Origin of the sequence: Bacteroides sp. MSK.18.37 (assembly GCF_019129155.2) — a bacterium.
Taxonomy (GTDB): Bacteria; Bacteroidota; Bacteroidia; order Bacteroidales; family Bacteroidaceae; genus Bacteroides; species Bacteroides ovatus.
Map to the genome: position 1 here is coordinate 5,901,341 of NZ_JAHOIB020000001.1, position 14,632 is coordinate 5,915,972.

7 protein-coding genes and 1 pseudogene are annotated in these 14,632 nt (G+C 37.1%); 3 read left to right on the top strand and 5 right to left on the bottom strand.

What is annotated here, in order from left to right; translation table 11 throughout:
• Positions 1-17: 17 nt before the first annotated feature.
• Positions 18-1,010 (top strand): FecR family protein, encoded by a 993-nt coding sequence (locus tag KSX81_RS22885; protein WP_004300458.1) that lies wholly within the window; start codon positions 18-20, stop codon positions 1,008-1,010.
• Positions 1,011-1,343: 333 nt separating this feature from the next.
• Here the strand turns inward: KSX81_RS22885 and KSX81_RS22890 are convergent.
• From KSX81_RS22890 to KSX81_RS22910, 5 genes and pseudogenes are all read right to left on the bottom strand, one after another.
• Positions 1,344-2,293 (bottom strand): annotated as a pseudogene (locus tag KSX81_RS22890) (DUF4999 domain-containing protein).
• 23 nt (positions 2,294-2,316) lie between these two features.
• Positions 2,317-3,516, bottom strand: coding sequence for a DUF1735 and LamG domain-containing protein (locus KSX81_RS22895; RefSeq protein WP_004300461.1), 1,200 nt, complete (start codon positions 3,514-3,516; stop codon positions 2,317-2,319).
• Positions 3,517-3,524: 8 nt separating this feature from the next.
• Complete coding sequence (locus KSX81_RS22900; protein WP_217725672.1) at positions 3,525-4,664, bottom strand: glycoside hydrolase family 18; 1,140 nt, start codon at positions 4,662-4,664, stop codon at positions 3,525-3,527.
• A 27-nt stretch (positions 4,665-4,691) separates the two neighbouring features.
• Positions 4,692-6,242 carry a SusD/RagB family nutrient-binding outer membrane lipoprotein gene (locus tag KSX81_RS22905; RefSeq protein ID WP_217725671.1) on the bottom strand — a complete coding sequence of 517 codons (1,551 nt, stop codon included), beginning with the start codon at positions 6,240-6,242 and terminating at the stop codon, positions 4,692-4,694.
• A 17-nt stretch (positions 6,243-6,259) separates the two neighbouring features.
• A complete protein-coding gene (locus KSX81_RS22910; protein WP_217732390.1) occupies positions 6,260-9,562 on the bottom strand; it encodes a TonB-dependent receptor in 3,303 nt (1,100 codons plus the stop codon).
• 377 nt (positions 9,563-9,939) lie between these two features.
• Between KSX81_RS22910 and KSX81_RS22915 the strand changes: the two genes are divergently transcribed.
• Both KSX81_RS22915 and KSX81_RS22920 read left to right on the top strand, forming a co-directional pair.
• Positions 9,940-11,175 carry a site-specific integrase gene (locus KSX81_RS22915; RefSeq protein WP_004297598.1) on the top strand — a complete coding sequence of 412 codons (1,236 nt, stop codon included), beginning with the start codon at positions 9,940-9,942 and terminating at the stop codon, positions 11,173-11,175.
• 626 nt (positions 11,176-11,801) lie between these two features.
• Positions 11,802-14,630: a SusC/RagA family TonB-linked outer membrane protein gene (locus KSX81_RS22920; protein ID WP_004300466.1), complete on the top strand. Its 2,829-nt coding sequence runs from the start codon at positions 11,802-11,804 to the stop codon at positions 14,628-14,630.
• Positions 14,631-14,632: the final 2 nt, after the last annotated feature.

Genomic DNA, 14,632 nt, shown 5'->3' on the forward strand with positions numbered 1-14,632 from the left:
TAAAAAGATAAAAGAGCATGGATGAAACTATCTTGGTGAATTACCTGCAAGGCGAATGTAATGATGAAGAAGCTGCCCGGGTGGAAGCTTGGTGCGAGGAAGGACCGGAAAACCGGAAAGCTTTGGAGCAACTTTATTACACTCTTTTTGTAGGTGAGCGTATAGCGGTAATGAATACTGTAGATACAGAGGCGTCATTGGATCAATTTAAATCAGCTATCAGAGAAAAGGAGAAAAAAGCTAAGCGGAAAAGTATATCGATCCGTTGGGGACGTTATGCAACTGTGGCGGCTGCTTTTCTTACCGGACTCGTTTTTGCCGGTGGAATTGCCTGGGGATTACTTTCTAATAAGCTTTCGGATTATGAGGTGATAACTGCTGCCGGACAGAGAGCGCAGACTGTGTTGCCGGATGGTAGTAAGGTATGGCTGAATGCATCTTCAAAAATCGTTTATCATAATTCTTTCTGGAGTTCGGATCGTCAAATCGATTTGTCGGGCGAAGCCTATTTTGAAGTGTCTCATGATAAACATGCTCCATTTATAGTAAATAGTAAGCAAATCAAGACTTGTGTGCTTGGTACGAAATTTAATGTGCGTGCACGCCAAGATGAGAATAGGGTAGTGACTACCTTGCTTCAAGGACTGGTACGGGTAGATTCTCCGCGAACGGAAGAGAATGGCTATTTGTTGAAACCGGGACAGACATTGAATGTGAATACGGATACTTATCAAGCAGAGTTAATTGAATATAACCAGCCTACAGATGTGCTTCTCTGGATTAATGGCAAGTTGGAATTTAAGCAACAATCTTTATTGGAAATAACCAATATTATGGAGAAGTTGTACGACATCAAATTTATCTATAAGGATGAAACATTGAAATCAGAACGGTTTACCGGTGAATTCTCTACTGATAGCACTGCTGATGAAATACTGAATGTTTTAATGCATACTAATCATTTCTCTTACAAGAAAGACGGACGGATTGTCCGAGTGATGAAGAAATAAAAGATAGGTTAGTGTTTCTAAAAGGCTGTCTAATTAGATCTTGACAGATTAAGGTTTGTTCGTTATATAAAGATGTGAAGTGCTCCCAAAAGTTAGATACATAACTTTCTGGGGGCATTTCACATATATGTAGTGGCAAACTGATTGGAATGGGATTTGATTAGATAGTCTTTAAAACGAGAAATCACCCTCACTACATGACTGAACTGCACTCCTTAAGTTTTGTGTTCAACTTTTGGGGTGCAGTTCATTGTAATGAGGGTGATTTTATGAACTTAAGGCCTGTTTGATAGCCTCTATTCTATATTTTTATAGTTATCTATTCATAAATACTTACTCACTTTTGGGTTCGTAAACATTAAATTCTGTAACATCCGTACGACCGTTTGTAGAGATAGTAATAATCTGATATTTCAGATATCGCGTAGTAATAGGAGAAATGAACGTAATATTCTGTGTACCACCGGAGATTGCTAATGAACTCAAGATTTCCATGTCGTACCATTTTCAGATTGTAATATTTCCACTTCTCTAGGAGCATATGCATTGGCCCAATGATTCGTTTTGATACCTGTTAAAACCTTAGCTTCTCCTAAATCAACAGTAAACCAGAATCCTTTATTATTTAGAGCAACGTCAGTTCCAGTCTTGCCATCGATTAAATTATTGGGTGCGCCTTCTACTCCTTCTTCTACATTAATAATCCAGCCGGCGCGATTACTGATAAGTTGGCTATTACTAGGAATACCGCTTTTTAGATTACAATAGGCAGCTTTATTAATAATGACAGGCAATGTACTTAAACTACTGCTAATAACAGTGTTCTTATCATTGGTAGTTACATTACTGATTGAGACACTGAAAGAGAAACTTGTTTTTTCCATGATACTGGCAAATATCGTCGGATCAACCGTCGCAGTGATTTCTTCAGAAGTCATCTGTCCTTCTTTGAGAGTAACCTGTGAGGAACTTAAAACGATCTGGCTTGCATCAAGCCCTTCTGTTTCACTTTTTGCACTTAATACGATAACCATATCTGTAGAGACTGCTTTCTGTGTTTTTACAGTAAAAGCCATCTTAATTTCATCTCCTCCGATTCCATTCGCATCATGAGTCAGATTGAACTTTTTTACATTCCCCGATAAATAGTCATTTCTCTGTAGAGACACATACGTAGCATTCCATTCGTTAAAAACTTCTTCATCATCGCTACAGGACGAAATGAACGGGACAAACAAGCCGAGTAGAGTTGCTATTGATAGTGATTGAAATATATTTTTCATATGTACATACGATTAAATTATTACTATTTCCATTCGGTAGATTTATCTGTAGATAAAATACCGTCAATCCAGGTAGGAGTAGCAGAAGTAGTCAATGTATGACCTTTGCCGGTTGCATCTTCGAATACATTGCCTTGTCCTTCATTGAATCGCCAATAAGCTTCCAAACCTACAGATTTTGGGCTAACTTGAGTCATGTTATTTTGAATTTGAGAAGCGGAACGAACTACAGACCAGATACGTGCTTCACTCATCAAAATTTTACAGTTTCCCCATCTACTATAAGAATCATCACCTAAGCAGAACCAATTTACATCAGAGAAAGTTGTTGCTCCTGTTGGTATACTCAACACACCCGAATCAACTCCGTTTATGTAAAGTCGATAGTTGGAACCATCACAGACCAATGCTAAATGTTGCCATTCGTTTGGCTTGAAAGAATTACTTGGATTCAAATAAAGCCGGTTACGTCCTACAATCTGTACTAATGAATGTGCCTTATAATTTTCATTGTCACTTTGAGGATCCTCAAAACGTAAAAGGATGAAGTTTGCATCATCTCCTCCGTTCTTAAATACTGCACGGTCACGGTCAGCTGTGTTGGCTACCTGAAAACGAACCTCTATCGTATATTGTGAATACGTTTCGGGAGATTCTGTGAATTTATTAGCTTTTAAACTAGGAGCGCCAACAAACATTGGAGCTGAAAATTCGATAATACTTTCTGCCAAAATAACAAAGGTTCCGGTATTTTCCATCGGTGAAATACTTCCATCTTGCAATACTAGTTTTACAGGCAGTGCATATGATTCTCCCGATTTCATCATTTCCTGACTGAAAGCTTTCAAAGCGATGGAGAGGGCATCGGCTGCATATTGTCCTGCTTTTACAGTAATCGTTTCCGGCAACGTATAATAATCTTTGGGCAACATTATATATCCGGTTCCATTAATATGGTTATAAGTGTCCAGTACTGATTGATCTGTAACCAATTTATAATGATTGTCTGTAGAAGAAAGATTACTAAGATGCACATTTAGGGTAGTAAAACTTTCTCCAGTAGCCTGTACGGTCACTTTTTGACTTGTACTGGAAAGAGCTTCTTCAATATAAGCATGTGTATCTAAAGTATCGTATTTTGCATCTCCACAACTTACTATACTTCCTAAGCCTGTTATGACTGCGGAGAAGCATAAAATTTTTATATAATTCATACGTTTCATAGTTTACATTAATTTTTAAGTAATGAATGTGATGACGGGTTCATAATTTGAATAGCACGGCGTATATTTTTATATTCTAGTGAAGTTCCATACTCTGCTTCCATATGATAGGTTCCTGCACCACCTTTACGGAATCCGTTACTTGGTTGCCAGCGTGCCATTCCTTCGAGAGATTTCATTTTGTTACCATAACGATCAGTGTAATCATATCCACCGTCCATAGCAGCATCAGTAGCCTCGAAATTCTCGGTCATGATGGTCATCTTCGTGATTTGTTCTTCAGACATGACACTGCTATACGTCTGAACAAGTCCTGCACCTGCTACGCCGCCTGTGATAAGACGTTTATCGAGTTTAGAATCACTGCCAGGACTACTATTATTGTAAGCCTGAATGATAAAATAGTCAAAATATAACCCGACTTCAGGTCTACCTGTTATGCTCTGTGGTTCGCCATCGATAACTAATAATTTACCTGTTCCTGATTTCGGACCGAAATATTTGCCTAGTTCATCAACAAATGCAAACATTCTATCGTCTTCGTCTACGATATTACCGGGGTTGCCGAAATTAGGTTCATAATCGATATCAAAGCCGTCGTAACCATATTTGTTTACTGTATCGGCAATGGCGCTTGCATATTTGCGAATGGATGCTTCTATTGCTTCCTTATTTGATTCATCGGAAGGCCATTCCCAAAAATCATTCACAGCTTCTTTTTCGGATGAAAATCCCATATTTTCCCAATTTTCACGAATATTCTGCGGAGTAATTTGATCGCCTACACTTCTGATAATAAAACACATGGTAAAACGAGTTCCTTTAACTTGTTGGCAAAATTGCAGATCTTTTTTTTGAGCTTCTGTAATGTTCGACCAATTTCCCCAAATAGAAACAATATCTACACTATCAGGAATACCGGCTAAAGAGCTTTTCATATAGGCACCTTCACCACTCCAGCCACCAAACCAGCCAAAGGCAACTTGGTGATCTGTCTGCTTATAGGCACGCAAGGCCGCATAATATTCATCCGATACGATCGATTCGGGAAAAGTTTTTGCTTCCGACTCCGTCCAGTCACTGCAACCGATCAATGAGGTCGTTGCCAGTGATATGAGTACAATGTATAATAAATAAATTTTCTTCATAAAAGTCCTTTTTATGCATTATATAAATTAGTTCTTTTTAGCCCACTTTAAGTCAGTAGCTTCGTTATCAGCACCGCCTAGTTCTGCTACTCCCAGATCATAATTGGCTTTATTGTTTTGTGCCTCTGTATAAGGGAAGCTTAGACGACGCATACCGCGTTGGCTACTCACTCCACAATCTGATAGATTGTCGATACAAGGATAAAGTTCCGGATAACCTGTACGGCGATATTCAGCCCATGCTTCCAATCCTAATGGATAATTGGCGATCCATTTTTGAGTAATGACACGTTGGAAATTTTTTCCATTTACGTTATCAGCCTCACTGTCATCCCACATCACACTCACTGTATTGGTAATTGTAGCAGTAGCATTTTGCACAGCATCACTTTCATGTGATACGACAGGAGCTTCGTCAATCTTCAAGTATTCAGTGGCTGAAACCTGATATTGTTCCATTGACAAATTAATACCATCTTCGTAATAGGCTTTTGCTGTTTTAGAACCGACATTCCAACCACGCAATTTTCCTTCTGCACGTAAAAAAGCCGTTTCTGCAGCGCAGAAAACCATTAATTTAGAGGTTGCCGTATATGCGGGAATAGAAAATCCTGCAGCGTCTGCCTTTTTAAAATCAGCATCTCCTGTACGCATACCTACATATTTATCTGTTTTCCCGGCAAGGGTAGACTTATTAAAGAACTTCGGCATACGTGGATCGCCATATGCATTCATATAATCTACAATATTTGCATTCACACGCAGATCACCCCAACTTACAGCTGCCAGTTGATATGGATTACTCTGTGTGCCACAAGAAAGCATAGCATTATCCGAATTACTTTCAATCAATCCTGCTTTATGTGTTACTGCTGCTTCAGCTGCCTCTTGAGCAATGCCAGGCCATGTTCCGCTGATTCGCATTGCAACACGTAAGCGCATTGAATTGGCTAGCTTAGCCCAACCTGAATAATTTCCATCAAAAACCGGATCATTGGCCCCCAATGGGGCATTGCCATTTGTTTCTACATAATAGTTGTACAAAACATCAGCTGCATTGGCTAAATCACTTAATATACTGGTATAGACCTGTTCCTGGGTATCATAAGATACATAGAAATTACCCTTCTTTACTTGGCTGTAAGGCATCGGTCCATAACAATCCGCAACGCGAAGCATCGTTATTGCACGTATCATACACGCAAAAGCATAATAATGTCCCGTAGAATTAGTTGCTTCCTGTATTTGGAAAAAGTTTCCATATATTTTTTCAAACGGAGTGTTCCAGGGGGTAGCATTCCAGGCATCACTCTGATTGAATGTGCTGAAGTTTGTACCACTCCATGTGTTAGAACAGCATAGATAGCCACCTAACTGTCCCACCATCTGATCTTCCATTTGAGAGTCATTCTGCTGAATATTCACAATTGTTTCAATCATAGACTTCATCAAAGTCGCAGGGTCTGCATCATGAATTTGATATTGATTCGTATTATACTCCTCAAATTTATCGGTACAACTTCCTGCCAGTAACAACAGAGCGGCACCGACTGTGATATTTCTTAAATATTTTCTCATAACATTAGCTTTTTCTTTTAGAATTGAACTTTCACATTAAAACCGAAGTTACGCAAGCTAGGTTGCATAAAGTAGTCTACATTCATATAATAGTTACTGGAGGTAGAGGCAGACAATTCCGGGTCAAATGGGGCTTTACAATAAATCATCCATAAATTACGTCCTACAATACCCAAAGTAACATTCGCCACATTTTTAAACCATCTTTTAGGAAGTGTATAGTTTAGACTCAATTCCTGCAAACGTACATTGGTTGCACTATATAGATAATAACGACCGTAGCCACCTTCACCCGTACCAATAGTCTGGTAATACTTTTGGGCGTTAACTTTACCGTTATTAATAGGTATACCACCATTATCACGAGCTGTTGCAGATGTTCCGGATACTCCATAATAATCTAAGATACCTTGAGTAGCCGAATAAGCTAATCCGCCTACGCGGGCTGATAATACAACTCCTAAATCAATTCCTTTATAAGTGAAATGATTGGTCCATCCGAGGTTGAAATCAGCATCCAGATTACCTACTTTTACCGGAGTGTTTGATGAAGTGATACCCAGATTACCATTCTGATCGACTTTTATATTACCGTTATTGTCTTTTGTCAGTTGGTTGTATACATAGATATCAGTCATGGAGCCTCCTTCTGTCAGGATGACGCGAGGAGCTACATTCTCTTTACCTAACCAACCCACATTCATTTCATCCATTTGGATAGCTTCTCCTGTCACGGGATTCACGCTGCCGCTTGCCAGTCGTTTCACCTTGTTACGGTTTAGAGTGAAGGTTGCATTAGAAGACCATCCGAATCCTGCCCATTTATCGTTGAACCCTAAAGCCAATTCAAGACCTTGGTTTTGCACGTTACCAGCTTGTACAATCGCTTGTTTATATCCGGAAGAAGAGGGAATATCTACCTTAAATGTTTGGTTCAGTGTGTTAGAACGATAGTAAGTTGCGTCTAAATTGAAACGGTTTCCCCAGAATTTCAAGTTCAAACCGATTTCCCAGGACTTAGTCTTTTCAGGTTTCATGTTGTCCATCGGGTAAACGGTCGGATTCGCCCAGTTATGTGTCTGGCTGTTGTATTCGTAACCCGGATTAGTAAGGAAACGATCGAAAGAAGAGGCTACCACTGTATATGAACCGCGTATTTTAGCATAAGAGATCACCTCGGGCAGTTTAACCATTTCTGATAATAAAGCCGATAAACCGACTGACGGATAAAAGAAAGATTTCTGTTTGGAGAATGCAAGTTTTGAATCCCAGTCATTACGTCCGGTTACGGTTAGATACAGTTGATTTTTCCAACTTAATTCAGCACTGGCAAAAATACTTTGAATTTCATCTTCATATCCGGTAGGGTCCGGTTTATAGTTGGCGGAGAAATTAATATTGTTGATCTGGAAGAAGTTAGGAATAACCAGGTCACCTGCAATATATAACTGATCCATTGAAGTATGATATATGGAAGCACCAACATTGGCTGTTAAATGAAAATCACCAAATGTTTTATCTATATTAGCCAGGAAATCGGCATATAAAGAACGTTCCTGACGCATGGCATCTTCAAAACCACCGCTTACACCACAGAATGTTGTTAATGTAGAAGCAGATTTTTCGTTTTTATTCCGGTAGTCGGAGTTGTCCAGATTGACACGACCGACAACATTGAGCCAATCTGCAGCCTGCCATTTCAAAGAAGCGTTCATCATATAACGTTTCTTGTTGGAAGTACGGTTGATGCGATTTTGTATCCAATATGGATTTTGTAATGACAAACTTGCATCACCATAAGGCCAATATTGTTCCATATAGCCGTAGTTAGTATTATAACGCTCATACAGACGAATTTCGTCAAAGTTGTCTCCACGAGGGAATAGATACAGTGATGGGAGAGGATTATAATACTGTCCTTGAGAAACCATGTTTTTGTTGTTCTGAACGATATATTGTGCACCGATATCCAGAGTAAGTTTATCATTCAGGAAATGGGTGGTATTACGTGCCGTAAAATTATAACGGTTATAGGAGTTATTCGGAAGAATTCCACCGGAGTTAGTTGTAGAAGCAGAAAGATAGGTCTGGTTTTTGGTATTTCCTGTAGATAATGCTACCGAATTGATAACATTGGAGCCTGTTTCAAAGAAGTCAGATGGGTTATATCGACGGTTTGTCAATTCTCCCCAGCTGAATAATCCGGAACTTGTACCATAACGGTTCTGCATATCCGGCATAATATATGCTTTAGAGAAAGTAGTACTGTTGGATACTGTTATGGTAGTTTTCTCTGTTTGGCCTTTTTTAGTAGTAATTAAAACAACACCGTTTGCCGCAGCAGAACCATATAATGCTGCCGCAGAAGGACCGGTCATCATACTAATACTAGCAATATCGTCCGGATTTAAGTCAGCAACAGCATCTGATCCTCCCATCTCTCCAAATAATCCTTCGCCACCGCTTTTTCCTGTATTAAAAATAGGTACACCGTCAATTACATACAATGCATTGTTATCTTTAGTCAGAGATTTCATACCACGCATAACAACACGTGTGGCACCACCAGCACCGGTTGCACCACTATTAATCTGAACACCGGCAACCTTTCCTGATAGTGAATTCATAAAATTGGCATCTTTTACAGCTGTCAATTCGTCACCTTTTACCTCTTGTACATTATAACTTAACGCCTTAGTTGCACGCTTGATACCCAATGCAGTAACAACTACTTCGTCCAATACTTGCGTATCTTCTCCTAAGGTTACTTTTATAGGTTGTGCGTTGGCAAGCGTGATTGTTTGGGAGGCATAACCGATATAGGATACTTCAAGTACATCACCTTTAGCTGCTTGTATTTTGAAATTTCCATCCATATCAGTGATAGTACCATTTGAAGTTCCTTTTACCAAAATACTAACTCCAATCAATGGTTCTCCTTTTGAATCAGTAACAGTACCACTTGCAGTAATTGGTGTTTTTTTCTGCTGCTCTTCTTTATTATTCTTCGCAGAAAGTACAATATGATTATCTACTATTGAAAAACTGACATTTACTCCTCTGAATAACTGATTCATTACATTATTCAAAGATTCTTTTGTTACCTTGATAGATATGACACGATTTATATCGACATCATTTGTGTTATAGACTACTGACATTGAAGTTTGTTTCTCAATTTCTTTCAAAGCAGTGTTCAAGGGTACTTTCGATAGATTAAGAGTGATCGTTCGTTCTTGCCCATAAGCTGAAGCAAAACACGAAACCAACAAAAGGAAGAATAACAAGTATGAAAACTTGTGTTTTATAATTTCTTTCATCTTATTCTTTTTAATTAGAAATAGTTTTTAGAGAATTTGTAATTAGAGGCGGTAAATGAGATTACCGTTTTCACACAAAGGTTTCATGTATCTCTGTTTCTCATAATTAATAAATTTAAAGGTTATACTTAAAATAAATTCCATAAGCGCTTATTCAATAGTAATACATTTTATGTTGTAACCTTACTAAACGAAGATAAGATTTTTTTCGAAAAAAATAGAATAGAAAGATTCCTAATTGAAAAATAAATACTCAAATATTTGATAAATAGAATCTTATGTACTTATTAAAATCAGGCTGATTTATTACATTTGCATACATTTTGCATACAATATATGTATGCTTTACCTATTGTATAGATATAAATATTCATTTTATGTTCAAATATTCAAAAGATGGAATTTCGGTTTTAACCATATTAGATACCAGAAGAGCAAAAAAGAGTGGACAGTTTCCTGTTAAAGTTCAAGTGGTATATAGAAGAAAGCAAAAATATTACTCAACTGGGAAGGAAGTGTCAAAAGAAGATTGGGCAAGGTTATTAAAGGTAAAAAGCCGGTTATTGGCAGAAATTCGATCAGATATAGAGAGTAGTTTTTCAACTATTAAGCAACAAGTTAATGAACTGATAACAAAAGGAGAATTTAGTATTGAAACATTAAGCGTCAGGTTAGGAAGGCAGATGAATGATATGACTTTGCGCAGTGCTTTTCGCTTAAAAATGAAAGAACTGGAAGCCTATGAACAAGCAAACACTTACCTAAATTATCAAAGTGCTTTAAAAAGTTTAGAAGATTTCGGAGGTTCCACTATACCTTTGGAAAACATTACAATTGATTGGCTTAAACGTTGTGAAAAATTTTGGATGTCAGAAGGTAAAAGCTATTCAAGCATAAGTATTTATTTCCGAGCTTTAAAGTGTGTCTTAAATCGTGCTGTACATGATGGTATTATAAAAGAATCATCTTTTCCTTTTGGAAAGAATAAATATGAAATTCCTGAAGGGTGTGGACGTAAATTAGCACTTACTCTTTCTGAAATAAAAAAAGTAATGTCCTATCAATGTGAAACAAAAGATATAGAAGAATTTAGAGATCTCTGGGTGTTTTCTTATTTATGTAATGGCATTAATTTTATGGATTTATTATTTCTTCAGTATTCAAATATTATGGATGGAGAAATATGCTTTGTACGCTCTAAGACATCTCGAACTACCAAACATAACAAAGAGATACATGCAATCATTACTCCTGAAATGTGGAATATTATTCAAAAATGGGGTAATCCAAGATTAAGCCCGCAAACGTATATTTTTAAATATGCTAGAGGAACTGAAGATGCCTTTGAAAAGATTAGATTGGTACGGCGTATTATAACCAAATGTAACAGAAGACTTAAAAAAATAGCCCAAGACATTGGAATTTTTCAGTTGACGACTTACACGGCAAGGCATTCTTTTGCTACAGTATTAAAACGTGGAGGTGCGAAAACCTCATATATTTCTGAAAGCTTGGGACACTCTAACTTATCTGTAACCGAGCACTATTTAGCATACTTTGAAAAAGAGGAAAGAATAAGGAATGCTCAATTATTGACTAACTTTAATCTCTAGATTAATACATTTGCATGCAAATTGTATGTACAATGAAAAATGGACCAATAATTGATATAGGATAAAAGTGAGTATAATATTAAAAAACGCATATTCAGATTATCTATAATTTAGAATATGCATCTTGTTATCAGGAGTGTTTCGAAAACCGCAGGGATTTCCACTTTAGCCAAACGTAATTCAAATAAAAAAAAGGATGATATTATTGCAATTTATTCTTTTTATCGCCCGCGTAGTGATAGAATAATATCTAATATTGATAATATTAATCAAATGAAAAGATTCCGTTCTTTGTATTATCGGCACTAACTAGAAGAAAACAACTACTATAAAGCAAGTTATTATTATTCTTTAAATGATTTGTTAGGTTCCATTTAAAGAATCAAAATGTTCCACACCGAGAAACGAAGTGATTCTCGGTGTGGAACATTCCTGAAAAAACGTCTTTTATCGAATATTCATACCGCATATATGAATAAAAACAAGTTGATTACTGCATATTCATGCGCAATCTTACTAACTTTTTCTCTCATTCATTGAATTTACTTAATTGTATTTAGTCTGACATCTTAAAAATAGAACATCTAATCTATTTATCAAACAAGAATAGAATTTAGGGAAAGTATATGAAACTGATTTTCTCCCAAGCAATCACGCTTACTAGTGCACAACCCTTGAAGGTTACTTTAGGAGAAGATACGCAGGTGTTGGACGAAGTAGTCGTTACTGCATTAGGTATCAAGCGCGCAACTAAAGCATTAAGCTATAATGTGCAAGAAGTAAAAGGTGATGAATTGACAACTGTAAAAAGTGCCAATTTTATGAACTCACTGGCTGGAAAGGTGGCTGGTGTTAATATCAATGCATCTTCATCCGGTGTTGGAGGGGCTACGCGTGTAGTTATGCGTGGTACCAAATCTATATCTTCAGACAATAATGCTTTATATGTAATTGATGGTGTTCCTATTTTTAATACAAATAAAGGTGACACTAACGGACAATATTCAGCCCAACCGAGAGGAGAGGGTATATCTGATATCAATCCGGAAGATATTGAAAGCATGTCTGTATTAAGTGGACCTGCTGCTGCGGCCTTGTATGGCTCTAATGCAGCGTCTGGTGTAATTTTAATTACTACAAAGAAGGGAAAAGAAGGTAAGGCACGAATTATTATTTCTAATAATTCTACTTTTTCCAATCCTTTTATAATGCCTGAATTCCAAAATTCTTATATAAACCGCGCAGGTTCCTTTGCTTCATGGGGAGATAAAGCGTCTTCCCTTTTCGGAACTTATGAGCCAAAAGATTTTTTCAATACAGGTACTAATATTCAGAATAACGTTTCTTTATCTGTTGGTAATGAAAAGAATCAAACTTATCTGTCTGTAGGTACTACTAATGCAACTGGTATCATTCAAAATAGCAAATATGACCGTTACAATTTTACCTTCAGAAATACAACAAAATTCCTGAAGGATAAAATGACATTAGATGTGGGTTTTAGCTATATTATTCAAGAAGATCTTAATCTAATGGCACAAGGTGAATATTTCAATCCACTACCAGCTGTATATCTGTTCCCGCGTGGCGAAAACTTTGAAGCTGTGAGGATGTATAAAACGTATGACACAACTCGTAAGATAGATGTACAGAACTGGGGATGGGGGGACCCTGGATACAGTATGAAAAATAATCCATATTGGGTGGCTAATGAGATGAACCATGGCATGAAAAAACAACGTTACATGGCTAATGCTAGTTTAAAATATGAAATTTTGGATTGGCTTGATGTGACAGGGCGCGTTCGCATTGATAATGCAACCAATGATTATTCAGATAAAAGAAATGCTTCTACTGATCTTTACTTTACTAATAGTTCTATTTATGGATTCTATAAGTACTATAAAGCTGACGATAGACAGGCTTATGCAGATGTGATGGCTAATATTAATAAACGCTTTGGTGACTTAAGTTTAAGTGCTAATATTGGCGGTAGTTTTACTCAAACTTATTATGACGAAAGAGGATTCCAAGGTGGTTTGAAAGATATGTCTAATGTTTTTAGTCTATATAATATGACTACAACTTTGGATAAAGATACTTATCCTATAGAAAGTGGATACAAACAACGCACCAACTCTATTTTTGCTAGTGCGGAAATTGGTTGGAAGAGTATGTTGTATATGACTTTAACCGGACGTAATGATTGGGATTCAGCATTGATTAATACAGAACAATCATCTTTCTTTTATCCATCAATAGGGCTTTCAGGAGTTATTTCCGAAATGGTAAAATTACCCAAAGCTATTACTTATTTGAAAGTACGCGGCTCATTTGCTTCAGTAGGTGCTCCTATTCCTAAGAATCTTTCTTCCAACAAAACGTATGAGTGGGACCCTGCGACTAGTCAATGGAAATTACAAACTTATCGTCCTTTGCCTAAACTTTATCCTGAACGTACTAATTCTTGGGAAGCTGGTTTGAATGCCAAATTCTTTAATAATAGTTTAAGTTTGGAAGTTACCTGGTATAAGGCTAATACTCGCAAACAAACATTCCAAGTTCCTTTATCAGGAACCGCTGTATATGCGACTATGTATGCGCAGTCTGGTAATATTGAGAATAAAGGTATGGAATTTTCTTTAGGGTACAATAAATCATGGGGAGATTTCTCGTGGAATTCAAATTTGACTTTTAGTTTTAATAAAAATAAGATTGTAGAACTCTTGGATGATGCAGTGGATGATGAAGGTAATCACTATAGTTTGAGTGAGATAGATAAAGGTGGCATTGGATCGGCTAAAGTTATTCTTCGTAAAGGAGGAAGCATGGGAGACATGTATGTCACTAATCGTTTGAAACGTGATAATGAAGGAAATGTATATATTGATAAAGCGAGCCAGAATGTGAAGAAAGAGGATATAAAGAATTCGGATGAATTTATTCATATTGGCTCTGTATTGCCTAAGAGCAATTTAGGCTTTAGAAATGATTTCTCTTATAAAGGCATTAGCTTGGGATTCATGCTTGCTGCCCGCTTTGGAGGTATTGTTATCTCACCAACACAAGCTGTAATGGATCAGTTCGGAGTATCTAAGGTCACAGCTTTAGCACGTGATAATGAAGGTGTTCCTGTAAATAATGGAAAAGTGGATCCCCAGACTTATTATACAGAAGTGGGTGGAATAAGTGGATTGATGTCTAACTATGTATATAGTGCTACTAATGTTCGTTTACAAGAGTTATCGGTGGGCTACTCACTTCCAGCCAAATGGTTTAATAACAAATGTAATCTTAGTTTGTCAATAACAGGTCACAACTTGTGGATGATTTATAATAAAGCACCATTTGATCCGGAAGCTACCGCTTCTACTGGTACTTATTATCAAGGTGTTGATTACTTTATGCAACCAAGTTTGAGAAGTTGGGGATTTAATGTAAAAATACAGTTTTAACG